The 25,269-nt window shown below is 67.6% G+C and carries 22 protein-coding genes; 14 read left to right on the top strand and 8 right to left on the bottom strand.

Annotation, left to right across the window (positions count from 1 at the left end; genetic code table 11):
• Positions 1-24: 24 nt before the first annotated feature.
• Positions 25-441 (top strand): DUF983 domain-containing protein, encoded by a 417-nt coding sequence (locus tag BES08_RS10180; RefSeq protein ID WP_008829126.1) that lies wholly within the window; start codon positions 25-27, stop codon positions 439-441.
• The gene (locus tag BES08_RS10175; protein ID WP_008829127.1) at positions 438-1,229 is read left to right on the top strand and encodes a HesA/MoeB/ThiF family protein; all 792 of its coding nucleotides are present in this window, start codon (positions 438-440) and stop codon (positions 1,227-1,229) included. The genes BES08_RS10180 and BES08_RS10175 overlap by 4 nt, the downstream gene beginning before the upstream one ends.
• A gap of 91 nt (positions 1,230-1,320) precedes the next feature.
• Here the strand turns inward: BES08_RS10175 and BES08_RS10170 are convergent, their stop codons facing one another.
• Positions 1,321-2,022 carry an NAD-dependent deacylase gene (locus BES08_RS10170; protein WP_036526351.1) on the bottom strand — a complete coding sequence of 234 codons (702 nt, stop codon included), beginning with the start codon at positions 2,020-2,022 and terminating at the stop codon, positions 1,321-1,323.
• A gap of 93 nt (positions 2,023-2,115) precedes the next feature.
• Here BES08_RS10170 and dapB point away from each other — a divergent pair, with 93 nt between their 5' ends.
• The 3 genes from dapB (at position 2,116) to BES08_RS10155 (ending at position 3,971) form a co-directional block, all read left to right on the top strand.
• Entirely contained in the window at positions 2,116-2,844 is a 729-nt protein-coding gene (gene dapB, locus BES08_RS10165; protein WP_008829129.1) for a 4-hydroxy-tetrahydrodipicolinate reductase, read from the top strand.
• Positions 2,841-3,500, top strand: a complete 660-nt coding sequence (nth, locus tag BES08_RS10160; RefSeq protein WP_008829130.1) for an endonuclease III — start codon at positions 2,841-2,843, stop codon at positions 3,498-3,500. Before dapB ends, nth begins: the two co-directional genes overlap by 4 nt.
• A gap of 81 nt (positions 3,501-3,581) precedes the next feature.
• The gene (locus tag BES08_RS10155; protein ID WP_008829131.1) at positions 3,582-3,971 is read left to right on the top strand and encodes a hypothetical protein; all 390 of its coding nucleotides are present in this window, start codon (positions 3,582-3,584) and stop codon (positions 3,969-3,971) included.
• A 120-nt stretch (positions 3,972-4,091) separates the two neighbouring features.
• On the opposite strand, the gene BES08_RS10150 is transcribed toward BES08_RS10155, so the two are convergent.
• A complete protein-coding gene (locus tag BES08_RS10150; protein WP_008829132.1) occupies positions 4,092-5,411 on the bottom strand; it encodes a dicarboxylate/amino acid:cation symporter in 1,320 nt (439 codons plus the stop codon).
• Between the two features lie 148 nt (positions 5,412-5,559).
• Positions 5,560-6,717 carry a succinyl-diaminopimelate desuccinylase gene (gene dapE, locus BES08_RS10145; protein ID WP_008829133.1) on the bottom strand — a complete coding sequence of 386 codons (1,158 nt, stop codon included), beginning with the start codon at positions 6,715-6,717 and terminating at the stop codon, positions 5,560-5,562.
• 51 nt (positions 6,718-6,768) lie between these two features.
• Between dapE and BES08_RS10140 the strand changes: the two genes are divergently transcribed.
• The 3 genes from BES08_RS10140 to BES08_RS10130 all read left to right on the top strand — a co-directional run bounded on the left by BES08_RS10140 (position 6,769) and on the right by BES08_RS10130 (position 10,175).
• The gene (locus BES08_RS10140; protein WP_008829134.1) at positions 6,769-7,215 is read left to right on the top strand and encodes a cupin domain-containing protein; all 447 of its coding nucleotides are present in this window, start codon (positions 6,769-6,771) and stop codon (positions 7,213-7,215) included.
• 93 nt (positions 7,216-7,308) lie between these two features.
• Positions 7,309-7,704, top strand: a complete 396-nt coding sequence (msrB, locus tag BES08_RS10135; protein ID WP_008829135.1) for a peptide-methionine (R)-S-oxide reductase MsrB — start codon at positions 7,309-7,311, stop codon at positions 7,702-7,704.
• Between the two features lie 245 nt (positions 7,705-7,949).
• Complete coding sequence (locus BES08_RS10130; protein ID WP_008829136.1) at positions 7,950-10,175, top strand: PBP1A family penicillin-binding protein; 2,226 nt, start codon at positions 7,950-7,952, stop codon at positions 10,173-10,175.
• Positions 10,176-10,395: 220 nt separating this feature from the next.
• Here the strand turns inward: BES08_RS10130 and BES08_RS10125 are convergent, their stop codons facing one another.
• The 3 genes from BES08_RS10125 to hflK form a co-directional block, all read right to left on the bottom strand.
• Positions 10,396-11,937, bottom strand: a complete 1,542-nt coding sequence (locus BES08_RS10125) for a Do family serine endopeptidase (protein ID WP_008829137.1) — start codon at positions 11,935-11,937, stop codon at positions 10,396-10,398.
• Positions 11,938-12,108: 171 nt separating this feature from the next.
• Positions 12,109-12,963, bottom strand: coding sequence for a protease modulator HflC (gene hflC, locus BES08_RS10120; RefSeq protein WP_037518486.1), 855 nt, complete (start codon positions 12,961-12,963; stop codon positions 12,109-12,111).
• Positions 12,960-14,120, bottom strand: coding sequence for a protease modulator HflK (gene hflK, locus BES08_RS10115; protein WP_008829139.1), 1,161 nt, complete (start codon positions 14,118-14,120; stop codon positions 12,960-12,962). The genes hflC and hflK overlap by 4 nt, the downstream gene beginning before the upstream one ends.
• Positions 14,121-14,335: 215 nt before the next feature.
• Here hflK and BES08_RS10110 point away from each other — a divergent pair, with 215 nt between their 5' ends.
• Genes BES08_RS10110 through BES08_RS10085 form a run of 6 tightly spaced genes read left to right on the top strand, consistent with a single transcriptional unit; the run spans position 14,336 to position 22,507 of the window.
• On the top strand, positions 14,336-15,340 hold the full coding sequence (locus BES08_RS10110) for an Mrp/NBP35 family ATP-binding protein (RefSeq protein ID WP_008829140.1): 1,005 nt from the start codon (positions 14,336-14,338) through the stop codon (positions 15,338-15,340).
• A complete protein-coding gene (locus BES08_RS10105) occupies positions 15,340-17,610 on the top strand; it encodes a xanthine dehydrogenase family protein molybdopterin-binding subunit (RefSeq protein ID WP_069708215.1) in 2,271 nt (756 codons plus the stop codon). The genes BES08_RS10110 and BES08_RS10105 overlap by 1 nt, the downstream gene beginning before the upstream one ends.
• Complete coding sequence (hemH, locus tag BES08_RS10100; protein WP_008829258.1) at positions 17,607-18,638, top strand: ferrochelatase; 1,032 nt, start codon at positions 17,607-17,609, stop codon at positions 18,636-18,638. Before BES08_RS10105 ends, hemH begins: the two co-directional genes overlap by 4 nt.
• Positions 18,639-18,698: 60 nt before the next feature.
• Positions 18,699-19,655: a helix-turn-helix domain-containing protein gene (locus tag BES08_RS10095; RefSeq protein WP_008829257.1), complete on the top strand. Its 957-nt coding sequence runs from the start codon at positions 18,699-18,701 to the stop codon at positions 19,653-19,655.
• Positions 19,656-19,709: 54 nt separating this feature from the next.
• On the top strand, positions 19,710-21,335 hold the full coding sequence (locus BES08_RS10090) for an NAD(P)/FAD-dependent oxidoreductase (RefSeq protein ID WP_008829256.1): 1,626 nt from the start codon (positions 19,710-19,712) through the stop codon (positions 21,333-21,335).
• Positions 21,332-22,507, top strand: coding sequence for a BaiN/RdsA family NAD(P)/FAD-dependent oxidoreductase (locus BES08_RS10085; protein ID WP_008829255.1), 1,176 nt, complete (start codon positions 21,332-21,334; stop codon positions 22,505-22,507). The genes BES08_RS10090 and BES08_RS10085 overlap by 4 nt, the downstream gene beginning before the upstream one ends.
• A gap of 153 nt (positions 22,508-22,660) precedes the next feature.
• Here the strand turns inward: BES08_RS10085 and BES08_RS10080 are convergent, their stop codons facing one another.
• Both BES08_RS10080 and BES08_RS10075 read right to left on the bottom strand, forming a co-directional pair.
• Positions 22,661-23,731 (bottom strand): LacI family DNA-binding transcriptional regulator, encoded by a 1,071-nt coding sequence (locus tag BES08_RS10080; protein ID WP_008829254.1) that lies wholly within the window; start codon positions 23,729-23,731, stop codon positions 22,661-22,663.
• A gap of 60 nt (positions 23,732-23,791) precedes the next feature.
• Entirely contained in the window at positions 23,792-25,120 is a 1,329-nt protein-coding gene (locus tag BES08_RS10075) for an MFS transporter (protein WP_008829253.1), read from the bottom strand.
• Positions 25,121-25,269 lie beyond the last annotated feature (149 nt).

Here is a 25,269-nt window from a genome sequence, read left to right as displayed (position 1 = left end):
CCCGTATGATGTAGGCGCTTGGACATGATTCCCGCCACGTTCTCGCAGGCCCTGCTTCGCGGCCTTCGCAGCCGTTGCCCGCGTTGCGGCGAGGGCAGTCTGTTTTACAAGTGGCTCAAGCCGCGCGAGCGTTGCCCGGTCTGCACCATGGACCTCACGCCGCAACGTGCGGACGACTTTCCGGCATACATCTCCATGATCGTCACCGGCCACCTGATGGCGCCGCTGATCATAGCGCTTTCGGTGGACTACGACCTGGGGCCAATGGCGATGTTCGCGATCCTGGTGCCGCTGGCCATCGCGATGATGATCGGCATGCTCCAGCCCGCCAAGGGCGGCGTCATCGCGGTGCAGTGGTGGTTCGGCATGCACGGGTTCGTGAAGGAGCGGCTTGTGGAAGCGGCCGTGCCTGAAGCGCCCGGAGACGAACAGGCGAAATGACGCTCACCGCCGATCGTCTCGGCCGCTTCGCGCGGCATATCGTCCTGCCCGAAGTCGGCGGGGCCGGACAGGTCGCGCTGAGCGAGGCGCATGTGGTGCTGGTCGGCTGCGGCGGGATTGGCAGTCCTGTCCTGCAGTATCTCGCCGCAGCCGGCATAGGCCGTCTCACGCTGGTCGATGATGACGTGGTCGACGTCAGCAACTTGCAGCGCCAGACGATTTATACGCCATCGGATATCGGCAGGCCCAAGGCGGAAGCGGCGGCCGAATGGGTGCGGCGTTTTGATCTTGGCCTGAAGGTCGATCCCGTCGTTGCGCGGCTGGGGGATGACAACACGCGTGACGTCCTTTCCGGCGCGGACCTCGTACTGGACGGCTGTGACAACTTCGCGACTCGGCTCCTCGTGTCAGATACGTGCGTAAAATTGGGCATTCCGTTGACGACGGCGGCGATCGGGCGGTTCCAGGGGCAGGTCGCGAACTTCGCAGGTCATTTGCCGGGGTACGCCTGCTACCGTTGTTTCGTGGGCGATGCCTTCGACGCGGTGGACTGCGATACCTGCGCCGCCGACGGCGTGCTCGGGGCGATGGTCGGCATGGTCGGCACCTTCGCGTCGATGCACGCGATGCGGGTGCTGCTGGCGGGACACACGGTGCTTGGGGAGCCTCAGTTCGGGACCTTGCATCTGATCGACGGGCTGGCACCGTCGATGCGGCCGCTCAGGATCGCCAAGGATCCGGCATGCCGGGGCTGTAATGCGCATGGGGCTTCGACAAGCTGTGCTTGACCCTTCGACAAGCTCAGGGTGAGCGGAGGTAGTGCAAGTTTCCCAATTCCGCTCAGGCTGAGCCTATCGAAGCCCCGTGCGGCAGGGCGCCTTACCGTGACAGAACCTCCTCCACCCACGCAGGCACCAGTGCGCTTGCCGGTCCATGCCGCGCCTCGTCGAACCATCCGGTGCCTTGCGAGGGTTCGAGATTGAGTTCCAGCGTCTCGACGCCCAGTTCCCGCGCGTTGCGCACGAAGCCCGCCGCCGGATAGACCGCGCCGGACGTCCCGATCGAGACGAACAGGTCCGCCTCTTCCAGCGCCGCGAATATCTCGTCCATGCGATAGGGCATTTCCCCGAACCATACGATGTCCGGCCGCAGCGCCGCTTCTCCGCATTCGGGGCAGGCGGGGCGGTCGATCAGTGGGCCGGTCCAGCGCGGGCGTTCGTCGCAGGCCATGCACCAGGCGTTCAGGTGCTCGCCGTGCATATGGAGCACGCGTTTCGCTCCGGCGCGTTCGTGCAGGTCGTCCACGTTTTGAGTGACGATCAGCAGGTCGCCTTCCCATTCCGCGTCCAGCTTTGCCAGCGCGCGGTGGGCAGCGTTGGGCTGCTTGGTCTGGATCGCTTCGCGGCGCATGTCGTAGAAGCGCAGGACGAGGTCGGGGTCGCGCGCGAAGGCCTCGGGCGTGGCGACGTCCTCGACGCGGTGCTGCTCCCAGAGACCGCCGCCGTCGCGGAAGGTGTCGATGCCGCTCTCGGCCGAAACGCCCGCGCCGGTGAGAATGACGATGTTGCGGATGCTGCTCATGGCTCACCTTAGCGTGCGCGCGGCGCTTGTCGAACCGGCGCGTTTGCGCCATGCGGCCGTGACAGGACTTTACGCCCGGACGGAGACAGCAGCGTGGCACGAATCGGAATCATCGGCAGCCAGGGGCGCATGGGGCAGGCGATCGCGGCCGCCATTGCCGATGCGGGCGAGGATCTGGCGGGCGGCGTCGACAAGGACGGTGACACCTCGGCCGTCGCAGCCAATGCCGACATCCTGATCGATTTCTCCAGTCCCTCGGCGCTCGAAGGCAACCTCGATGCCGCCATCGCCGCCAAGCTGCCGATCGTCATCGGCACCACCGGGCTGGAGGAGCGCCACCACTGGCTGATCGATTCGGCGGCCGAGCACATTCCCGTCCTGCAGACCGGCAACACCTCGCTCGGCGTCACGCTGCTCGCGCATCTGGTGCGCGAGGCGGCGACGCGGCTGGGAGAGGACTGGGACATAGAGATCGTCGAGACGCATCACCGCATGAAGGTGGACGCTCCCTCCGGCACCGCGCTGCTTCTGGGTGAGGCAGCCGCCGACGGACGCGGCGTCGGGCTGGCGAACAGCGCGGTACGTGGCCGCGACGGCATCACCGGCAAGCGCGAGGCGGGCACCATCGGTTTCGCGGCCCTGCGCGGCGGCACCGTCGCGGGCGACCACACCGTCCATTTTCTTGCCGACAACGAGCGTCTCTCGCTCTCGCACCTCGCCGAGAACCGGGGCATCTTCGCGCGTGGAGCGGTGAAGGCGGCGCAGTGGCTGCTGGCGCAGGGGCCGGGCCGCTACACGATGCCGCAGGTGCTGGGCCTTTGAAGAAGGCGGACGTCTTCGAGTTCTTCCGCCGTCTGGCGGAGGCCAATCCCTCGCCCGAGACGGAGCTGGAATTCGGCAACACCTATCAGTTGCTCGTCGCCGTCACGCTCTCGGCGCAGGCGACCGACGTGGGCGTCAACAAGGCGACGCGTGCGCTGTTCGAGTATGTGAAGACGCCGCAGCAGATGGTGGACCTCGGTGAAGAGGGGCTGAAGGAGCACATCAAGACCATCGGCCTGTTCAACACCAAGGCCAAGAACGTCATCGCCCTTTCGCAGATTCTGGTGGACCGGCACGGCGGCGAGGTTCCGGCGGATCGCGACGCCATGGTCGAGCTGCCCGGCGTCGGCCGCAAGACTGCCAACGTGGTGATGAACTGCGCCTTCGGGGCCGAGACCTTCGCGGTCGATACCCATATCTTCCGCGTCGGCAACCGCACGGGGCTCGCCAAGGGCAAGACGCCGCTGGCGGTGGAGAAGCAGCTCGAGAAGAAGGTGCCGCAGCCATTCCGGGTCGGCGCGCATCACTGGCTGATCCTTCACGGCCGCTACATCTGCAAGGCGCGCACGCCCGAGTGCTGGCGATGCCCTGAGGTGGACTTGTGCGCCTTCAAGGACAAGGTGCTCGACCGGGGTGCGAGGAAGGCTGCGGCCTGAGGCCTACGTCCTCTTGACGAAGGCGGCATTCGGGGAGCCAATGGGGCTTGCCGGACGTTCGCCCAGCGAGAGGATGAGCCGATGAGAACTCCCGTTGCCCTGCTGCTTGCCACCGTTGCCCTCGCCGCCTGTTCGCAGGAAGGTCCGGGTGAGACGCTGCCTCCCGAACCTGCCGCAGAGGCGACTGGGGCCGCCGTCGATTGCCTGTCGGTGACGCGTTTCAATACCACCCGCATTCGCGACGATCACACGATCGACTTCATCGGCGGTGCGGGCGGGCAAGTCTGGCGGGTGACGCTGCCCAACCGGTGCAGCGGGCTAAAGTCGGCGGGCACGTTTACGTATGAGACGTCGCTCTCGCAGCTGTGCCGACAGGACATCATCTATCCGCTGCAACAGATCGGCAACCAGTGGCAGCGCATGGGCGGCTGCGGCATGGGACCGTTCGTGCCGGTGAAGCTGGCGAAGTAGCGGGGCTTTTCGATCAGCGGATGACCGAGGGGGCTTCGACAAGCTCAGCCTGAGCGGGATTTAAAGACCTGCTCTCAAAACCGCTCAGGCTGAGCCTGTCGAAGCCCCCTCGGCCTATCCTTACCCCTCGTACTGCTCGGGATCGATGTTGAGCCCGCGCCGCCCGTCGGCGACGGTGTGCGAGGGTGAGTGCAGCACTTCCGCATCGGGGTCCATCAGCGGCTGCAGCATGCCTTCCGAGCGGGTGATCACCGCCGTCGCCACTGCGTTGCCCACCACGTTGGTGGCCGAGCGGCCCATGTCGAGGAAAGTGTCCACGCCCAGCAGCAGCGCGATGCCTTCGACCGGCAGGCCGAACTGCGTCAGCGTCGCGGCGATCACCACGAGGCTGGCGCGCGGCACGCCGGCGATGCCCTTGGAACTGACCATCAGCGTCAGCAGCATCAGGATCTGCGTCATAATCGGCACATGGATGCCGTAAGCTTGGGCGATGAACATCGACGCGAAGGTCATGTAGATCATCGAGCCGTCGAGGTTGAAGCTGTAGCCCAGCGGCAGGATGAAGCCCGAGATGCGGCGCGGCACGCCGAAGCGGTCGAGCTGCTCGAACAACTTGGGCAGGCTCGCTTCTGAGGAGGCAGTCGAGAACGAGAGCAGCAGCGGCTCGCGGATATAGCGGAACAGCGTGACCACGCGCTTGCCCAGGAACAGGCCGCCCGCGCAGAACAGCAGCACCCACAGGAGAGCCATCGCAAGGTAGAACTCGCTGACCAGCACACCGTAGGTCACGATGATGCCGAGGCCCTGCGTGCCGATGACGGCGGCGATCGCGCCGAACACCGCGAAGGGCGCAAAGCGCATGACGTAGCCGGTGATCTGCAGCATCAGTTCGGACAGCGCTTCGGTGGCGCGCACGATCGGCGCGCCGCGCTCCCCGATGGCGGTGAGGCCGACGCCGACGAAGACCGAGAAGACCAGGATCTGCAGGATGTTGTTCTCGGCCATCGCCGCCAATGGGCTGGCCGGGAAGATCTCGAGGATGAAGTGGCGCAGCGTCAGCTCGCCCATCTCGAGGTCCCCCACGTCGGCGCTGCTTTCGAGGCCGACACCGACGCCGGGCTGGAACAGGTTGACGAGGATCAGGCCGAGGCTGAGCGAGACGAGGCTGGCGGTGATGAACCAGCCCAGCGCCTTGCCGCCGATGCGGCCGAGCGCGGCGCTGTCGCCCATGCCCGCGATGCCGGTCACGATCGTCGCGAAGACCAGCGGCGCGAGGATCATCTTGATCAGCTTGAGGAACACGTCGGGCAGCAGCCGGAAATAATCGGCCCACTGCTTGAGGTGCGGATCGTCCGCCGGAAGGCTCGCGTGGAGCATGTAGCCCGCGGCGATGCCGAGGACCATGCCGATGAGAATGTAGAGCGTCAGGCGCCTGCCCATTGCGAACCCCTTGTTAATGGTGGCGTCGTGAAAGCGCCGGAGCCTATCAGTGTGGCCGGTGCGGTCAATGACGGGGGCGAGGTTTCACCCGGTTGCAAGACGCAGGGCCTTGCGTTTCGGCCCGCTCGCCTCCGAAACAAATCCCCCGTCAGCCCGCCAGAGCGGCCAGCGTCACCTGCTCGTAGATGCGGGCGAGGGCCTCGAGGTCGGCCACGGCCACGGCTTCGTCGCGCTTGTGCATCGTCGCGTTGCACAGACCGAACTCGATCACCGGCGAGAGATCCTTGAGGAACCGCGCGTCCGAAGTGCCGCCGCTGGTCGAGAGTTCGGGCTCTACCCCGGTCTCGGCGCGGATCGCTTCGGCCAGCATGGCGGAGAACGCGCCGGGCTGCGTCAGGAACGCCTCGCCCGAGATCACGGGGCGGGCGGTGCCGCCGTGCCGCTGCGCGATCTCGGCGACGCGCGCGGCAAGGCCCTCGCCGGTGTGCAGGTCGTTGAAACGGATCGAGATGCGCGCCGAAGCCTTCGCCGGGATCACGTTGGTGGCCGGGTTGCCGCAGGAAACGTCGGTGACTTCGAGGTTGCTCGCCTGGAACCAGTCGGTGCCCTCGTCGAGCACGATGGCGTCGAGTTCGGCGAGCATCGCCACCAGCTTGGTGATCGGATTGTCGGCGAGGTGCGGGTAGGCGACGTGGCCCTGCACGCCCTCGACTTCCAGCCAGATGTTGACGGAACCGCGACGGCCGACCTTCATCATGTCGCCGAGGCGGTTCACCGAGGTCGGCTCGCCGACGAGGCAAAGGTCGGGAATCTCGCCCTTTTCGCGCATCAGGTCGATGAGGGCGAGGGTGCCGAAGCGCGCCGGGCCTTCCTCGTCGCCGGTGATGATGAAGCTGACAGTGCCGGTTTCAGGCGGGATATGCGTGACGGCCGCGACCATGGCCGCGATCGAGCCCTTCATGTCCACGGCGCCGCGCCCGTACAGCAGTTCCTGCCCCTCGGGACCGCGCCTCTCGGGCAGGAACGGCGCGCTGGTCCAGCCTTCGCCCGGCGGCACCACGTCGAGGTGGCCGGCGAAGGCGAAGTGGCGCGAACCCTCGGGGCCGCGACGGATCGCGAAGAGATTCTCGACCGGGCCGTCCGGCGCTTCTCCCGCGATGAAGCGGGTGACCTCGAAGCCGAGCGGCGCCAGCTGGTTTTCCAGGCAGTCGAACACCATGCCGGTGGCCGGGGTAACGCTGGGGCAGGCGATCAGCGCCTCGGCGAGATCGGCGACGGTTGCGGCGAGAGGAGCGGTCTGGGACATAGGGGCAGCGCCATCGCATAATAGGCGCACCATGACCATAGGAGACCGTCCATGCCCCGGCTCGACATCGAGGCCATCCCGCAGGCCAACCGCACCGGCTATCCGGCGCCTTTCGACGCGGCGGTGGAGGGCCGCTGGTGGCGGCGCCTCGCTCCTGCCGGCGGACTGACGCAGATGGGCGCGAGCCATGTGGTGCTGAAGCCGGGCGCCTGGTCCAGCCAGCGCCACTGGCACGACGACGAGGACGAATTGCTGGTCATGCTCTCGGGCGAGGCGGTGCTGGTGGAAGACGGCGGGCGCACGCTGCTGCGCGCGGGCGACGTCTGCGCCTGGGCGAAAGGCGTGCGCGACGGGCACCACCTCGTGAACGAAAGCGAGGCCGACTGCACCTTCATCGCGATCAGTGCGGGCGATCCGAACGGCAGCGGCGCCTATTCGGACATCGACATGAAGTTCGACGGCGAGGGCTACTTCCACAAGGACGGCGCCCCGTACTGATTGGTCGTCGTCCCGGACCTGATCCGGGACGACGGACTCACTGGAATTTGGCCTCGTTCCGCCCCATATCGGCGCCAAAGGAGAGCCTCCCCGATGACCGACAAGATGCACCTCACCGACGAAGAATGGCGCGAGCGCCTGAGCCCAGAGCAGTACTATGTGCTGCGTCAGGCAGGCACCGAGCGGGCCTTCACCGGCAAATACGACGGCAACAAGCAGCAAGGGCTCTATACTTGCGCGGGCTGCGGTGCGCCGCTGTTCGAATCCGATGACAAGTTCAATTCGGGCTGCGGCTGGCCGAGCTACACCGCGCCGGTGGACGAAGCCGCGATCGACGAGCACCGCGATACCTCGCACGGGATGATCCGCACCGAAGTGACTTGTGCGAAGTGTGAAGGACACCTCGGCCACGTGTTCCCGGATGGCCCGGCGCCGACGGGGCTGCGGTACTGCATCAACAGCGCCTCGCTGGACTTCGAGCCGAAGTGATCGGTTCCTCCCCGAGCTAGTCTCGGGGAGGTGGCAGCGCGTCAGCGCTGACGGAGGGGGAAATGCCTCGCCTCTTCCCCTCCACCACCGCTTCGCGGCGGTCCCCCTCCCCGAGACAAGCTCGGGGAGGAAGTTCTTGCTCTGCCCTTTCCCCCGCACCCGTGTTCACCTCGGGTTACAAATCGCCATGCAAAGTGTAGGAGCGACCCGACACATCCGTCCTTATTGGGGTTTGCATCCTACCCATGGCCAAGAATTCCGGCCGCAGCCGCGCACCCCGCGGCGCATCGTCGCAAGCTGAAAGCAAGCCGCTCTGGCGCCGCATCCTGCGCGGCGTGTTCGTATGGGGCGGCGCGCTGGCGCTGCTCGGCGCGATCTTCCTGGGCACCGCCGTGTTCTTCACGATGCGCGAACTGCCCGACTATTCGGCGCTGAAGAGCAGCCAGAACGGCCAGATGATCGTCGTGCGCGCGCGCGACGGGCGCGAACTCGTCTCGCTCGGGCCGAGCTACGGCAAGTGGATGCCCTATGACGAGATCCCCGCGATCATGCGTGATGCCATCGTCTCGGTCGAGGATCGCCGCTTCCGCGAGCATCCCGGCGTCGATGTGATCGGTCTGGCCCGCGCGGTCTACATGTCGATCACCACCGACAGCCGCGCCAAGGCGACCTCGACGCTGACGCAGCAGCTGGCGCGCAACATCTTCCTCACCAACACCCGATCGTGGAACCGCAAGGCGCGAGAGATGGTGCTGGCGCTGGCGCTCGAGAGGAAGTTCACCAAGGACCAGATCCTCGAACTGTACCTCAACAAGGTCTACTTCGGCGGCGGCGCCTATGGCATTGACGCGGCGAGCCGCAAGTTCTTCGGCCACCCGGCCACCGAACTTTCGACCGCCGAATCGGCGATCATCGCCGGACTGGTGAAGGCTCCGTCGAACTACTCGCCGACCGCCGACGTCGAGGCTGCCAAGGGGCGCGGCAAGGTCGTGCTCGGCCTGATGGCGCGCGAAGGCGTGATCTCGCAGGCGGAGGCCGACAGCGTCGATTTCTCGGACGTGCAGGTCGCCAAGGAAAAAGGCCAGAACTCGGTCCGCTATTTCACCGACTGGGCGCTGCCGCAGCTCGACATGTTGCTCCCTGAGAACAACGAGCCGATCGAGGTGTGGACCACGCTCGACCCGGCGATGCAGGACGCGGCGACCAAGTCGATCGACGCCAACGTGCCCAAGGGGGCGCAGGGCGCGCTCGTCAGTCTCGACAAGGATGGCGCGGTGCTGGCGATGGTCGGGGGCACGGATTACGTGAACTCGAACTACAACCGCGCCACTTCGGCGCTGCGCCAGCCGGGTTCGTCGTGGAAGCTGTTCGTCTACCTTGCCGCGCTGGAGGCGGGCTACACCCCCGACGACCGCGTCGTGGACGAGCCGGTGACGATCCAGGGCTGGAGCCCGCAGAACGACGGCCGCAACTTCGCCGGCCAGATCGACGTGCGCACCGCCTTCGCCTATTCCAAGAACACCGTCGCCGCGCAGCTGGGCAACGAGGTCGGCTTCGGCACCGTCGCCAGCATGGCCAAGCGCTTCGGCATCACCACCAATATCAACACCAAGCCGGCGATGGTGCTGGGGACCTCCGAAGTGCGCGTGATCGACATGACACGCGCTTTCGCGGCGGTCTCGGCGGGCGGCACTTCGGTGGAGCCTTACGGCATCACCAAGGTCACCACGACTTCGGGCGAGCTGCTCTACGAGCACAAGTCGGTGCAGGGTCAGGTGCTGGTGCCGCATTACGTGGCGGCTGGCATTACCGACCTGCTGCAGACCGCCGTGGCGATCGGCACGGGCCGCGCCGCGCAGATCGGGCGGCCGGTGGCGGGCAAGACCGGCACCACCAGCTCGAACAAGGACGGCTGGTTCCTCGGCTTCTCCAGCGGCATCACCACCGGCGTGTGGATGGGCCGTGACGATGCCAAGCGGGTTGCGGGGCTCTCCGGCGGCCATGCTCCGGCGCGGGCGTTCTCGGACTATATGAAGGTCGCCGTCGCCAAGCGCCCGGTCGAGCAGTTCGACACCGAACTCAAGCTGCCCGAATGGCAGCTGGAGCCCGATGACGAGCAGATGCAGGGCAACCCTGACGACTATTATTACACCGACGAGAATGGCAACCTCGTCCACCCTGACGGCGCCACGCCGGACCAGCCGCCTTATGGAGGGGTTCCGAACGGGCAGGCGCCGAACGGCGGCGTGGTTCCGCCGGACTACGGGCCGCAGGGTGCGCAGGCCGGGCCGCCGCCCGCTGCGGGCAACGACTTCCTCGACCGCGCCACCGGGCGCGAGCGGGAAGATCCGGGCCTGCGTCCGGGGCAGGGCACCGGGGCCTATCCGGGGGCGCGTCCCACGCCGGTCCCGCGCGTGATGCCGACGCCGCGTCCTACGCCGACCCGGATACCCGGTACAACGCAGCCCTGACCGCCGCGTCGTTTCAAGCCAAACCGCGTCATCCCAGCGAAGGCTGGGACCGCTCGCCTATTACTGCCAACTATCGTTAGGGCGCCCTGCCGGTGGTTGGGTTTTACGCGGCCAGCGGTCCCAGCCTTCGCTGGGATGACGTTGGCCCATCTCCCACACACGAAAAGGCCCGCCGGATCGCTCCGGCGGGCCTTTTCCATTTACGCCTCGGCGCGTCGTGTCAGCGCAGGCGCACCGGCACGAAAGTCGCCTGCTGGCCACGCGGCTGGACGCGCAGGAGGAGGGCCGAGCGGCCTTCCGCCTTGGCGGCGTTGATCGCTGCGGTCAGGTCCGCTGCGGTCGTCACCGGACGGCCGTTGGCCTGCAGGATGATGAAGCCGCGCTGGAAGCCCTTCTGGCCCGCGTCCGAGTTCGGATCGACCGCGACGATGACCACGCCCTTGGTGCCGTCGGCCGCGCCGAGCTGGCGGGCGATGGTGGCCGTCAGCGGGGTCACGGTCAGGCCCAGCGAGTTCTCGATCACGCCCTTTTCCTGCTTCTGGGGCGGATTGTTGAACGCATCGCCGTCTTCGTCGCCATCGGGCGTGAAGGACTGCGAAAGCTCGTCCTCGCTCGGGCGCTTGGCGACCGTGGCGGTCAGCGTCTGGCGCTTGCCGCCGCGGATCACCTCGACCGGGATGCGTGCGCCCGGCTTGGTGTTGGCGACGATGTAGGACAGCGTCTGGTCCTTGGTGACTTCCTTGCCGTCGACCGTGACGACGACGTCGCCCGCCTGCATGCCGGACTTGGCCGCCGGACCGTCAGGCTCGACCATCTGGATGAACTCGCCCTTGTTGTGAGCGATGCCCAGCGAATCGGCGATGTCCTCGGTCACCGGCTGGATGCGCACGCCAAGATAGCCGCGCTCGATCGCCTCGCCCTTGATGAGCTTCTGGACGAGCGGGGCCGCGATCTCCGCCGGAATGGCGAAGCCGATGCCGACGCTGCCGCCCGTGGGCGAGAAGATCGCGTTGTTGATGCCGATCACCTGCCCGTTCATGTCGAACATGGGGCCGCCCGAGTTGCCCCGGTTGATCGCCGCGTCGGTCTGCAGGTAGCGGTCATAGGCGCCGCCGCTCTGGGTGGAGCGGTAGACGGCCGAGACGATGCCCGAGGTCACCGTGCCGCCGAGGCCGAACGGGTTGCCGATCGCGATGATCCAGTCGCCCACGCGCGCCTTGCGGCTGTCACCGAACTTGACGAACGGCAGGCTCTTGCCCGCGTCGATCTTGAGCACCGCAAGGTCGGATGCGGCGTCCTTGCCGATCAGCTTGGCGGGATACTCGGCGCCGTCGGGCATGGTGACGGTGATCGATTCGACCTGGCCCTTGCCCTCGGCGGTGATGACGTGATTGTTGGTCACGACATAGCCGTCCGCCGAGATGATGAAGCCCGAGCCGAGCGACTGGGCCTCACGCGTCTGGGGCGCGCCGTTACCGCCACCCTGTCCGCCGAACAGCCCCTCGAACGGAGTGCCCGCGAAGGGGTTGGCGCCGCCGCCCGCGACCTGCACCTTCTGGCGGGTCGAGATATTGACGACGGCGGGTTGCAGCTGCGCGGTGAGATCCGCGAAGCTGGCGGGGGCACCGGCACGCGGCACCACCTTCGAAATTTCGCTGGCCTCGTTCTGGGCCACCTGGGCACCTGCGGGGTAGCCGGTGACGAGCGATGCGGTAGCGCCTCCGATGAGGAGCGCTGTGGTCAGTCCATAGGCATATCGCACTGGCTTCACGTCCTTTGATTCCTCCGTTTCGGCGGCTTGCGCCAAGATCCGACTGGTAACCCCGAAGCGGTTTCACGCCCCGCGAGCTTAACCGGATTTGAATGATGCGGAAATCCGCCACTTTTACGAAGTTCCGGCCGCCAACTCCCGATGGGCAACGGCCGAAACCGCTCACGGCTCCCTGAAATGATTCAGATAGGCATTGTCCGGCGAGAGCAGGATGGTCTTGGCGCCGTTCGGGCTGCCGGGCGCGCCCTTGCCGAACGACACCGCGTAGCTCTGCATCGCGCGGTAGAAGTCGTAGAACTGCGCGTCCTTGCCGAAGCTGTCGGCGTAGATTTTCGCGGCCTGGGCCTCGGCTTCGGCGCGGATGATCTGCGCGTCGCGCTGGCCCTGCGCGGCGATCGTCTTAGCCTCTTCCTGGCGGCCCGCTTCCATGCGCACGAAGGCGGCGGCGAGCGCGCCCTCGGGCAGGTCGGCGCGCTTGATCCGCACGTCGACGACCTGCGCGCCGTATTCGGCGGCCTCACGGTCGAGCAGCTTGCGGATGTTCTCCATCGCCGCGCCGCGTTCGGCGGTGAGCAGCGACTGGAAGGTCCGCTTGCCCAGTTCCTGGCGCACGACCGAGGAGAGGATCGGTTCGAGCTGCTGCGTCACCCGCTCGCTGGTGCCGGCGGAGCGGACCATCTTGATCGGATCGACGATGCGGTAGCGGGCATAGGCGTCCACGTTCAGCCGCTGCTGGTCGGTGGAGAGCACCTGCTGTTGCTGCATGTCGACCGAAAGCAGGCGCTTGTCGATGCGGATCACCTGCTCGACCAGCGGGATGCGCCAGTGCACGCCCGCGCCGGTCTGCCCGTAGGCCGCGTTGGCGATATAGGGGTTGTAGACCCGCACCGGGCGGCCGGTCTGGACGACGACCGCCTGCTCGTCCTCGGGAACGACGATGGTGCTCATCATCAATCCGACGACGACGACGCCCGCCGCGATCCACGCGGCCTTGTAGTCATGCCACAGGTTCATCACTGACCTCCCGTGCTGGTCGGTACGCTGACCGAGGTGTCGGGAGCGGGTGCGGCACGGCGCTGCATCTCGGGCAGCGGCAGGACGGTGTTCACGCCCTTTTCGCCGACCACCGTGTCATTGTCGCGCAGGACGCGTTCCATCGTTTCGTAGTACATGCGGCGCTTGGTCACTTCGGGGGCGAGCCTGTATTCCTCGTAGACCTTGTCGAACGAGCTGGCATCGCCCTGGGCGCGGGCGATCACCTGCTGCGCCCAGGCGCGGGCTTCGGAGCGGTCGCGTTCGGCTTCCTGCTGGGCGACGTTGACGTTGTCGAACGCGCCCTTGGTCTTGGCCGGCGGATCGGCCTTCTTGATCTCGACGCCCTGGATGGCGATGCCCGAGCGGTAGAAGTCGAGGATGCGCTGCATGCGCTCGCCCACGTCCTGCTCGACTTGCGCACGGCCTGCACCGGACAGAGCCTGGCCCAGCGAGACTTGCGCGATCGAGGCGCGCATCGCGGCCTCGGCCACTTCCTGTACGGTGCCGTCTGGGTCGGCGAGGCGGAAGGTGTAGTCCTTCAGGCCCTTGATGTTCCAGCGCACGAGGTAGCTGAGATCGACCAGGCTCTTGTCGCTGGTGAGCATCAGCTTCTCGTTCTCGTTGTCGGGCACGGCCACGACCTGGAACGAGCTGACGTCGACGACCTTCACCTGCTCGATCGGCCAGGGGAGGGTCAGGCTCACGCCCGAATCGACGGTGCGCGAATACTGGCCGAGCGTGGTGACCACGCCCTGTTCCTTGGGGCCGAGCATGTGGACGCTGGAGAAACCGAGCACCACCAGCACGGCGGCGCCGATGCCGAGCGGCAGCCACGACTTGCCGTCCGGACGGCGCGGCAGGTTGGGGAAGCCGCCGGGGCCGCGCGGGCCGCCGCCTCCGCCACCGGGGCGCCGCTGGTCGCCGCGCCGAAAGATATCTTCGATGCTGGCCGAGCGGCGGGGCGGGGCGCCCTCTCCGCTGGGGAGCCAGGGATTGCGGGGGCCTTTGCGCTCGGGGGTTTCGGACTGCGGCTCGTCGGGCTGGCTGCCGGATGCGTCTGCGCCGTCGGACCCGTCGCCGTCTCCGCTACCGCCGCCGTCATTGCCGCCGCCGCCCCACGGGCTGTTGCGTCCCGTCATCTGGGAAATTCCCGTTCCGTCCCCCGGCACGCCGCCAGGCGTGTCTGCACCACCGATAGCTGTCATGAGGCTATCTATAAGAACCCCTCGGGCAAATAACAGTGCCTCTCTTGCCCTTTTTCCCCGCGTACGCCACCTGAGCGGCGAGCGCCGGGGTATCCCTCGGCCATGACGGACACGCCGGAAACGAACCGGCAATCTACTGGAGACGACGAGTGAGCAGCGCCGAAGGTCTTGGGGCAGGCACCGAAAGCGACGATCTCAAGGCGCTGCTTCGGCCCGATGCCGCAGCGCGTGTCCAGTCGCTGCGCGCGGCGGACGGCCGCGCGACGCTGGTTCTCGATGCGACCGGCCTCGATGCGGCGGCGCGGGCAGGACTGGAAGCGCATGTGCGCGATGCGCTTGGCGGCAAAGTCGCCGAAGTGCGCGTGGCGATGATGGCGGATAAAACTGAGCCCGCACCACCCAAGGGACCACGCATCATCGCGGTTGGATCGGGCAAGGGCGGCGTCGGCAAATCCACGCTTTCGGCCAATCTCGCGGTGGCGCTGGCCCGGATGGGACGGCGTGTTGGCCTCGTCGATGCGGACATCTACGGCCCCTCGCAGGCGCGTCTGCTCGGCACCGAGGGCCAGCGCGCCACGGCGCACGAAGGCAGGCTGGTCCCCGTCGAGAGCCGCTGGGGCGTCCCGGCGCTGTCGATGGCGCACCTCTCCAATGCCGGGCAGGCGATCGCCTGGCGCGGGCCGAAGATTTCCGGCGCGCTGCTCCAGCTGGTCGAGGGGCACTGGGAAGGCGCCGAAGTGCTCATCGTCGATCTGCCGCCCGGCACCGGCGACGTGCAACTCACCATGCTCCAGCGCTGCAAGCCTGCGGGCGCGGTGATCGTCTCCACCCCGCAGGACCTCGCGCTGATCGACGCGACCCGCGCGGTCGAACTGTTCGAGAAAGGCGGCGTCCCCGTCGTCGGCGTGGTCGAGAACATGGCGGGCTATGCCTGCCCCCACTGCGGCGAAGTCAGCGATCCCTTCGGCTGCGGCGGCGCGGAAGCCTCCGCGAAGGAGATGGACGTGCCCTTCCTCGGCCGCATCCCCCTCGACATCGCAATCCGGCGCGAGGCTGATGCGGGCACGCCCACCGCGGCCGGGACCGGCCCGCAAGCCGAAGCCTTCACCGGGCTCGCCGCGCAAGTCGCGGCCTGGCTGGACGCCAACCCCTGATGGCGGTGAGCCGCCGTAACGTGCTCATCGGAGCGCTGGCAGGCGGCGGGCTCGCGCTCGGCTACATGCTGCGCCCACGCAGCTATCCGCTGCCGCTGCAGCCGCGCGAGGGTGAATTCGCTTTCGATGCGTGGATCAGGATCGGTACGGACGGTGTCGTCACCGTTTCGGTCCCGCAAGTGGAGATGGGGCAGGGCGTCACCACGCTCATTCCGCAGATCGTCGCGCATGAACTCGGCGCGGACTGGCGGCAGGTCGCCGCCGAGCCAGCCCCCGTCAGTGCCCTTTACGCCAACCTCGCGCTGGCGGCGAAGTGGGCTCCGCTCTGGATGCCGCTGCTGCCCTCGCTGGCGGATGAACCGGACGACCTCCTGACCCGCCGCTGGGCCGAGAGCCACGTCTTCGACGTCACCGCTGACGGCACGGAAATCGCCGCCTACGAAGCCGGAGCCCGCGCCGCCGCCGCCTCTGCCCGCGCGATGCTGGCGCAGGCCGCCGCCGCCCGCTGGAGCGTCGCCTGGGAGGAGTGCGAGGTCGCGAACGGCTTCGTCACGCACGAAAACAAGAAGCTGCCTTTCGGCCCGCTGGCCTCCGAGGCTGCCCGCTTTTCCCCGCCCTCGACCCCGCCGCTGCGCCCCGAAGCCATGGCCGAGCGTCCCGGCGAATTCCCGCCCGGCGGGCGCCTCAGCTATCCGCGTCTCGACCTGCCCTCCAAGGTCGATGGCTCGTGGACTTTCGCAGGCGACGTGCGCCTGCCCGACATGGTCTTCGCCGCGATCCGTCACGGGCCGATCGGCAGGAAGACCTTCCTCTCCGACCTCGACGAGAGCGCGGCGAAGGACATGCTCGGCTTCCTGCGCACCGTCCGCAGCCCGGAAGGAGACGCCGCATGGGTCGCCGCCGTCGCCACCGACGGCTGGGCCGCCGAGCAGGCGCTGACCCGCATGGAACCGGGTTTCCGCGTCGCTGCCGGGGCTGAATCCGACGCCGTGGACACCGCGATGGACGAGGCGCTGCACAATGCCGACGCGCACCGCATCCATTCGGCGGGCGACATGGCGCTGGTGAAGGACCGCCTGCCGATCCAGCTCGGCTACGAAGTCTCTCCCGCAATCCACGTCACCATCGAAACCGCCGCTGCGACTGCGTGGCTCCACGACGGCAAGCTGGAACTCTGGGTCGGCACGCAGGCCCCGCAAGCCACGCGCGAGGCTGTCGCGGCGGCACTCGGCATGGCGGTGCGCGACGTCGTGCTCTACCCCGTCGCGATCGGCGGCAGCTTCGACCGCCGCCTTGAATTCGGCCATGCCGTGGAGGCCGCGCTGATCGCCAGGGAGGTGGGCAAGCCCGTCCAGCTCACCTGGTCCCGCCGTGAGGAATTCCGCGCCGGACTGCCCCGTGCGCCGGTCTCGGCGGTCATGGCCGCGCGTCCCGATACCGATGGCCAGATCGCCGGCTGGCGCGCGCGCATCACCGTACCCGCGACCGCGCGCGAGTTCGGCCGCCGCCTGCTGGGCGGCGCCGCGCCTTACGAAGCGCTGGAGTCGGTCGCGCTCGATGCCGATCCGATGGCGCTCGAAGGTGCAGTGCCGCCTTACGCCATTCCCAACTTCGCGATCGACCACGTTCCCGTGCGCGTCGACCTGCCCACCGCCCGGATGCGGGGCAATGCCCACGGCTGGACCGCCTTCTTCAACGAGAGCTTCGTCGATGAACTGGCCCACAAGGCCGGGCGCGAGCCCTTGTCCTATCGCATGGCAATGCTGGGCCACGACCCGCGCCTCGCCGCCTGCCTCCAGCGCGTCGCGGCGCTGGCGCAATGGGGCGGTGGCTCGGATGCCAGCGGGCAGGGGCTTGCCTGCCACGTGATAGGAAACGGCCGCATCGCCGTCATCGCCAGCGCCCGGCGCGAGGCCGAGGGCGTGCGCGTCGACCGCCTGAGCGCCGTCGCCGACGTGGGCCGCATCGTCAATCTCGACATCGCCCGCCAGCAGATCGAGGGCGGGCTGGTCTTCGGCCTCGGCCTCGCGCTCGGCTGCGCGGTGCGTTATGCAGGCGGGCGACCGGACAGCGAGAGCCTCGCCGCAATGGGCCTGCCGACGCTGGCCGACTGCCCCGCGATCGAGGTGGACTTCATCGAGAGCAAGGAAGACCCCGCCGATCCGGGCGAGCTGGGCGTCGCCGCCGTCGCCCCGGCCGTCGCCAACGCACTTTTCTCGGCGACGGGCCTGCGCCTGCGCCGCCTCCCCTTCTTTGCCGAGGACGTATGAAACCGCCTGAGCTTCCGCCAGAACACCCGTCCGTCGCGACCGGAGGCGTCGGCGTCCTTCTCGTCAACCTCGGCACGCCCGATGCGCCGACGCCCGATGCGGTGCGCCGCTACCTTGCCGAATTCCTCTCCGACCCGCGCGTGGTGGAGATCCCGGCGATCGCGTGGAAGCCGATCCTCCACGGCATCATCCTGCGCACCCGTCCGGCGAAGTCCGCCCATGCCTACAGCCAGGTCTGGACGCCCGAGGGTTCGCCGCTCGCCGCCATTACCGCCGCGCAGGCCCGCGCGCTTCAGGAGCGGCTGGGCGATACGGTCACCGTGGATTGGGCAATGCGCTACGGCAATCCCTCGCTCCCCTCGCGCCTGCAGGCGATGAAGGATGCAGGGATCGATCGTATCCTCGTTGCCTCGCTCTACCCGCAGTATTCGGGCGCGACGACGGCCTCGGTGATGGACAAGCTGGGCGACGCCCTGCGCGCCATGCGCTGGCAGCCCGCGCTGCGCACGCTGCCGCCCTACCACGACGATCCGGCCTATATCGCCGCGCTGGAGGAAGACGTCGTCGCGCATGTTTCCGCGCTCGATTTCACGCCCGAAGTGCTGCTGCTATCCTACCACGGCATGCCCGAGCGCACGCTGCACCTCGGCGATCCCTACCATTGCCACTGCCGCAAGACTTCGCGCCTGCTGACCGAGCGGCTGGCCCTGCGCCTGCCGGACCTGCGCGTCGAGACCAGCTTCCAGTCCCGCTTCGGCCGCGCCAAATGGCTCGAACCCGCGACCGAGACCGTGCTTGCGGCCGAGGCAAAGGCCGGCACCCGGCGCCTCGCCATCCTGGCCCCCGGCTTCTCGGCCGACTGCGTGGAAACGCTGGAGGAACTGGCGATCCGCGGCCGAGAGGTCTTCGAGGAAGCGGGCGGCGAGCGCCTTGCCGTCCTCCCCTGCCTCAACGCCCGCGAACCGGGCATGGCGATGCTCGAAGCCCTCGCGCGGCGCGAGTTGTCGGGCTGGGTTGCAGCAATTTAACTGTCGGTAGCGGCGCGTTTGTTCCAATTCTGTTCCCGTTCAGAGCGAAGGATTTGGATCATGCGCGCGGCGGACTATCTCCAGCCCGACTTTGCCTATGGCGGGCCGGAGAAATCGGCGTCCGGCGGCCCGGGCGTGGCGCTGTCGATCTACGCCAACCGCGCTCACTTGCGCGCAACCTTGCGCGAGGATGCCGACGCGGCCGGCATGCGCATCGTCGCTGCCGCACCCCTTGCCGACCTCGTTACCATGGGGGAAGGGCTGGCGCAGGCCCGCCTTGCCGACGTTGTGCTGGTCGATTGCCCGCAGGTCGATGCGGGGGTGCTGGCGGCGCTCGCTCGGCTGGACTTGCGCGCGGCAGGCGGCGCGACGCGGCTGATCGTCTCGACCGGGGTGGAGGCTCTGGACGATGTCTTCGCCTGCATGGACCAGTCCTCGCCCGTCTTGCTTGTCGATCCCGACCGCGCGGAGCGGGTACTGGCGCTGGGCCGCGTGCTGGCGACGATGCCCTCCGGACGTGTTCGCGAACTTTCCGACGACGACCGCCTGATGCTGCTGCGCCTGACCGAGCAGGTGGGCCAGATCGCGGGCCGTATCGATCGCCTTGATGCGGGCGGTATCCCCGCGCCGCTCCCCGCCGTCCCCGCCGCCGGTTTCTCGCCGGGTCAGCTTCCCGATGCGAGACTGGTCCGGCGGATCATCCGCCAGCGCCAATTGCGCGCGCGGTTCCTCGACAACGATCTCTTCGCCGATCCCGCCTGGGATATGCTGCTGGACCTCACCGCCTCGCGCCTCGAAGGCAAGCGGGTCTCGGTGACCTCGCTCTGCATCGCTTCCGGAGTGCCGCCGACCACGGCGCTGCGCTGGATCGGCCAGATGGTCGATGCGGGCCTTTTCGTGCGCCTCAGCGACGGCGCCGACAAGCGCCGCGCCTTCATCGACCTCAGCGAAAAGGCGCTGCAGGCCATGGCCCGCTATTTCACGGAGATCGCCCTCACGGCCCCGGCGCCGATCTGAGCGCCGCATACGCAGCCATGGCGTTCGGGCGCGCCAGCGTATAAAGGCGCGCGGATGCTTCGCCTCACCGACATTGCCCTGCCGCTCGACCATACGCCCGCCGACCTCGACGCGGCGGTCGTCCAGCGCCTCGCCATCACGTCTGCCGACCTCGAGCGCGTCACAGTGTTTCGCCGGGGCAACGACGCGCGGCGCAAGAATGCGATCAAGCTGGTCTATGCGCTCGACGTCACGGTGAAGGATGAAGCCGACGTGCTCGCCCGCTTCGCCGACGACCAGCATGTGCGGCTCACCCCGGACATTGCCTACAAGTTCCCCGTCCGCGCGCCCGAGGGCTGGGAAGGACCGCGCCCGGTCGTCATCGGCGCAGGCCCGTGCGGCCTTCTCGCCGCGCTGATCCTCGCGCAGATGGGCCTAAAGCCCATCATCATCGAGCGCGGCAAAGCGGTGCGCGAACGCACCAAGGACACCTGGGGCCTGTGGCGCCGCTCGGAACTGAACCCGGAAAGCAACGTGCAGTTCGGCGAGGGCGGGGCGGGCACGTTCTCCGACGGCAAGCTCTACAGCCGCATCAAGGACCCGCGCCATCTCGGCCGCAAGGTCCTGACCGAATTCGTCAAGGCCGGCGCGCCCGAGGACATCCTCACCGAAGCGCACCCGCACATCGGCACGTTCCGCCTCGTCACCATGGTCATGTCCATGCGCGAGACGATCGAGCAGCTCGGCGGCGAATACCGCTTCAGCACCCGCGTCGAGGATTTCGAGATCGAAGGACAGGGCGACGAACGCCGGCTCAAGGGCCTGCACCTCTCGACCGGCGAATACCTTCCCGCCGAGCACGTCATCATGGCTGTGGGCCACTCCGCGCGCGACACTTTCGAAGTGCTGCACAATCGCGGCGTCTCGATCGAGGCCAAGCCATTCTCCATCGGCGTGCGCATCGAACACCCGCAAAGCTGGGTGGACAAGGCGCGTTACGGGGCCTGCGCGGGCAACCCGATCCTCGGCGCGGCGGCCTATGCCATCTCGCACAAGGCGAAGAACGGGCGCACCGTCTATTCGTTCTGCATGTGCCCGGGCGGCCGCGTCGTCGCGGCGGCGAGCGAGGAGGGCGGCGTCGTCACCAACGGCATGAGCCAGTATTCGCGCGCAGAGTTCAACGCCAATTCCGGGCTGGTGGTGGACATCAGCCCCGAACGCGACTTCCCCGGCCATCCGCTCGCCGGGATCGCGCTGCAGCGCAAGTTCGAGAAGCTGGCCTACGTGGCGGGTGGATCGGACTATCGCGCGCCGGGCCAGAAAGTGGCGGATTTCATGGCGGGCCGCGCCTCGACCGAACTGGGTGAGGTCAACCCCAGCTACCAGCCTGGCATTCGCCTGACCGATCTGGCTGAGTGCCTGCCCGACTATGTGGTCGAGGCGATCCGCGAGGCGCTGCCGGTGTTCGGCCGCCAGGTGCCCGGTTACGATCATCCCGACGTCGTCATGACCGGGGTGGAAACGCGCTCCTCCTCGCCGGTCCGGATCGGTCGCGGCAAGGGCTGCCAGAGCCTCAACACGCGCGGCCTCTACCCGGCGGGTGAAGGCGCCGGCTATGCGGGCGGCATCCTCTCCGCCGCCGTCGACGGCATCCGCGTGGCCGAGGCGCTGGCGCTGGAACTGGTCGGTACGCCCGAATGATCGCGCATTACGATGCCATCGTTCTCGGCGCCGGGGCCGCCGGTCTGCTGTGCGCCGCCACCGCCGGGCAGCGCGGCCGCCGGGTGCTGCTGATCGACCACGCACCCGAGCCGGGTCGCAAGATCGTCATTTCCGGCGGCGGGCGGTGCAACTTCACCAACATCCACACCGCGCCCGACCGCTACCTGTCGAGCAACCCGCACTTCGCCAAGTCCGCGCTCAGCCGCTACACCGCCGCCGATTTCCTCGCGCTGGTCGAAAGCTACGACATCGCCTGGCACGAGAAGACGCTGGGCCAGCTGTTCTGCGACGGTTCGGCGAAGCAGATCGTCGCCATGCTGCTGGAGGAATGCGCCAAGGGCATGGTCGAACTCCGCTGCGGCGAGGCCGTGGGCGAGGTCGAGCATGCTGACGGCCTCTACCGCGTGCGCCACGGCGAGCAGTCATCGACTGCCCCCGCAATGGTGGTCGCCACCGGCGGACCGTCGATCCCCAAGATGGGCGCGAGCGGGTTCGCCTATGACCTCGCGCGCAAGTTCGGGCTCAAGGTGGTGCAGCCGCGTCCGGCACTGGTGCCGCTGACCCTGCCGGGCGACGAAGCGCTGTTCCGCGAACTCTCCGGCGTCTCAACCGAAATCGTGGCGCGATGCGGAAAGGCGGCGTTCCGCGAGGCGGCGCTGTTCACCCATCGCGGGCTGTCCGGTCCCGCCATCCTGCAGATTTCCAGCTACTGGAAGCGCGGAGACACCGTGACCGCGCAGTTCCTGCCCGACCGACCCGATGGCTGGCTACGCACGCTGAAGCGCGAGCGTCCGCGCCTCTCGTTCCGCAAGGCACTGGGTGACGGCCTGCCCGAGCGGCTGGCCGAAGCGCTGTGTGGGCGGCTCGGTCTCGAAGGCGAACTGGGCACCCTGACCGACAAGGCGCTGGGAAGCGCGGAAGCGCGGCTGGCGCGGTGGCCTTTCCTGCCCGATGGTTCGGAAGGTTTCGCCAAGGCGGAAGTCACCGCAGGCGGCATCGACACCGCCGAACTCTCGTCCAAGACCATGGAGGCGAAGCGCGCGCCGGGTCTCTACGCGATCGGCGAGGCAGTGGACGTCACCGGCTGGCTGGGCGGTTACAACTTCCAGTGGGCCTGGGCTAGCGCGCGGGCAGCGGGGCTGGCGCTTTAGCGCGCGATCTCGTTTAATCGAAATATGCGTAGTCATCCCCGCGCAGGCGGGGGCCCATCTGATGCCGGTGAAATAGGCTCTATTAGAAGATGGGTTCCCGCCTTCGCGGGAATGACCAAGATGTAATCCTGGCGATCACGCCCTGTTTCGTGGTCACGACCGCGTCGTATCGCGCGCAATGAGCGTCGGGGGCATGACCTTGCTGTGGCGCGTCTCGCCCTCGATCAGGGCGCGGATCTTCTCGACCATGACCTTGGCGCCCTGGCCGATCTCCTGCCGCACGGTGGTCAGCGGGGGGGAGGTCAGGCGAGCGAGCGGAAGGTCGTCGAAGCCCACGATCTGGACGTCGCCGGGTATCCTGCGGCCGCTTTCGTGCAGGACGTGCAGCGCCGACATGGCGATGAGGTCGGATGCGGTGACAATGCCGTCGAAGTCCGCTTCGGCGTCGGCGAGGGCGGCTTCGAGCTGCGGTCCCATCTCGGCGTCGGCGAGCTTGATGGGGACGTGCTTGATATGCAGGCCCGCAGCCTCTGCGGCCGCGCGCGCGCCGCGCAGGCGCATGGCGATCTCGATGCCTGCCGTATCGCCGAAGAAGGCGAGGCGCCGGGCGCCGCAGGCGATCAGGTGCTCGGCGGCGAGGCGGCCGCCCAGTTCGTTGTCGGTGCCGACGACGACGTGCTTCTGCCCTTCGCGGTGATTGCCCCAGGCGACGAGCGGGCGGTAATGCGAGACGACCTGATCGATCACGTCCGACTGGTCGGACTGGCCGATCAGCAGCACGCCGTCCACCATGCCCGAGCCGGTGATGCGCTCCAGCCAGTCGGTCGTCCCGTCCGGGATCGCGCGGCTGAGCATGAGGTCGTAGCCCGCCTCGGTCAGCTGGTCAGCAAGGTGGCCGAGCAGGGTCAGGAAGAACGGGTCGGAAATCTGCTGGCGCTTCTCATGCCCCAGCGGAATGACCACGCCGATGACGCCCGTGCGCCGCGAGCGCAGCTTGCTGGCCATCTGGTTGGGACGAAAGCCATATTGCCGGGCGAGGGCCTGGATCCGCTCACGAGTCTCGGCGTTGACGAGGGACTTGCCCGCCAGCGCGCGCGAAACCGTGCCTGCGGAAACGCCGGCCACGCGGGCCAGATCGGCAAGCGTGCGCACTTCCACATCAGGACCGGGTACATCCGGGCCAGACGCGTCCGTGCCGTCGTTCCCCACGTTGTTCTCTTCCATCCCTGCCGCCATGTTGCACAATGCCTTAGCACCCGGATTGGCGCGCCGGAAGTAACTTGTTCAGTTAGTTGCCAGTTTCGGCTCCGGCCTGCCTCCGGCCTCGACGAAGACGGTGGCAATTGCACCCGCCACCATCAGCAATCCGGCAAGTATCAGCGCATTGCGCGGGTCGTTGCCGAGAATGGGGCCGTAGATGAGCGGCATCGTCAGTGCCTCGATCAGCATGGGGATGACGATGAACAAGTTGAAAACCCCCATGTATATGCCGTTGCGCTGGGGAGGGATCGAATCGGCGAGGATTACGTAAGTATTGCCCATCATGCCCGCCCATCCGAAGCCGATGCCGATCATCAGCAGGCCGAGCAGCGGCAGTTCGCTGGTCGAGGGGATCACCAGCATCGACAGCCCCGATGCGGCGAGACAACCGACGTGCACCGATCGTGCGCCAAACCGGCTAACCACCGGGATCAGCCCGATCGCCGCGACGAAGGCGACCGAATTGTAGAGCGCGCCCAGTTGCTGCTCGGTCAGCACCGCCTCGCGGAAGCGGGCCGAATGGACGTCCCCGGTGCCGAACAGCGAGCGCGAGATGGCGAAGGCGATGTATTGCCAGTAGACCATCATCGCATACCACTGGCACAGCATGGCGAGCGCCAGCTGCCGCATCGGCCGCGGCATCTCGACCACGGCGTCGCGTACTTCACGCAAGGTGGCGGGCAGGGTAAGGGGAGAGGCGGCGATGCGCTCCTGCTCCTCGGGTGTGAGCGGAAGCTCGGGCACGCGGGTGATCGACCAGATCACCGTCGAGATCGACAGCACCGCGCCGATCACGAAGGCCATGCGCACGATCACGGGGATGCCGTTCGGTCCTAGCAGGTCGCGGTCCACGAACGTCGCCATGATCGAGGGCGCAAGGTAGGACAGGGTATGCGCCAGTCCGGTGAAGGCGCTCTGCACCATGAACCCGGTGGGCCGCTGGTGCGGTGCCAGTCGGTCGGCGACATAAGCGCGGTAAGGCTCCATCGTCACGTTGTTGCCGGCATCGAGCACCCAGAGCAGCCCCGCCGCCATCCACAGCGTGGAAGAATTGGGCATCGCCAGCAGGCTGAGCGAACACAGGATCGCCCCGATAAGAAAGTAAGGCGTGCGCCGTCCGAGGCGGGAGCGGGTACGGTCGCTCATCGCGCCGATCAGCGGCTGGATGATCAGGCCCGTCACCGGTCCCGCCAGCCACAGCAGCGGCATGCGCCCCTCGCTCGCGCCGAGGTAGCCGTAGATCGGCCCCATGTTCGCCTGCTGCAGGCCGAAGCTGAACTGCAGGCCGAAGAAACCCAGGTTCATCTCAACGATGCGGGGCAGCGACAGATGCGGCTTGAGGCCGAAGGGCATCCGCTTCTCCGAGTGCGACCGTTCCATGCCAGGCACCCCGGCAAGAACCCGTTGAATACCGGATGATATTCGTAAAGGCCAAGAAGAGATTGCACCACTTTCCCGCACTGCGAGCGCAATAATGGAGCAATTAACATTTGCAGATATTG

Origin of the sequence: Novosphingobium resinovorum (genome assembly GCF_001742225.1) — a bacterium.
Classification (GTDB): domain Bacteria; phylum Pseudomonadota; class Alphaproteobacteria; order Sphingomonadales; family Sphingomonadaceae; genus Novosphingobium; species Novosphingobium resinovorum_A.
This window is presented reverse-complemented; position numbering and strand designations above follow the sequence as displayed.

Bases quoted from the DNA above. Each gene is read 5' to 3' on its own strand.
- BES08_RS10140 (WP_008829134.1), top strand. From the start codon at position 6,769: ATGCCCCGGCTCGACATCGAGGCCATCCCGCAGGCCAACCGCACCGGC.
- BES08_RS10095 (WP_008829257.1), top strand. From the start codon at position 18,699: ATGCGCGCGGCGGACTATCTCCAGCCCGACTTTGCCTATGGCGGGCCG.
- dapE (WP_008829133.1), bottom strand. From the start codon at position 6,717: ATGTCCCAGACCGCTCCTCTCGCCGCAACCGTCGCCGATCTCGCCGAG.
- BES08_RS10170 (WP_036526351.1), bottom strand. From the start codon at position 2,022: ATGAGCAGCATCCGCAACATCGTCATTCTCACCGGCGCGGGCGTTTCG.
- BES08_RS10150 (WP_008829132.1), bottom strand. From the start codon at position 5,411: ATGGGCAGGCGCCTGACGCTCTACATTCTCATCGGCATGGTCCTCGGC.
- BES08_RS10075 (WP_008829253.1), bottom strand. From the start codon at position 25,120: ATGCCCTTCGGCCTCAAGCCGCATCTGTCGCTGCCCCGCATCGTTGAG.
- BES08_RS10080 (WP_008829254.1), bottom strand. From the start codon at position 23,731: ATGGAAGAGAACAACGTGGGGAACGACGGCACGGACGCGTCTGGCCCG.
- BES08_RS10085 (WP_008829255.1), top strand. From the start codon at position 21,332: ATGATCGCGCATTACGATGCCATCGTTCTCGGCGCCGGGGCCGCCGGT.
- BES08_RS10155 (WP_008829131.1), top strand. From the start codon at position 3,582: ATGAGAACTCCCGTTGCCCTGCTGCTTGCCACCGTTGCCCTCGCCGCC.
- BES08_RS10090 (WP_008829256.1), top strand. From the start codon at position 19,710: ATGCTTCGCCTCACCGACATTGCCCTGCCGCTCGACCATACGCCCGCC.
- BES08_RS10105 (WP_069708215.1), top strand. From the start codon at position 15,340: ATGGCGGTGAGCCGCCGTAACGTGCTCATCGGAGCGCTGGCAGGCGGC.
- hemH (WP_008829258.1), top strand. From the start codon at position 17,607: ATGAAACCGCCTGAGCTTCCGCCAGAACACCCGTCCGTCGCGACCGGA.
- BES08_RS10180 (WP_008829126.1), top strand. From the start codon at position 25: ATGATTCCCGCCACGTTCTCGCAGGCCCTGCTTCGCGGCCTTCGCAGC.
- msrB (WP_008829135.1), top strand. From the start codon at position 7,309: ATGACCGACAAGATGCACCTCACCGACGAAGAATGGCGCGAGCGCCTG.
- BES08_RS10130 (WP_008829136.1), top strand. From the start codon at position 7,950: ATGGCCAAGAATTCCGGCCGCAGCCGCGCACCCCGCGGCGCATCGTCG.
- hflK (WP_008829139.1), bottom strand. From the start codon at position 14,120: ATGACGGGACGCAACAGCCCGTGGGGCGGCGGCGGCAATGACGGCGGC.
- BES08_RS10175 (WP_008829127.1), top strand. From the start codon at position 438: ATGACGCTCACCGCCGATCGTCTCGGCCGCTTCGCGCGGCATATCGTC.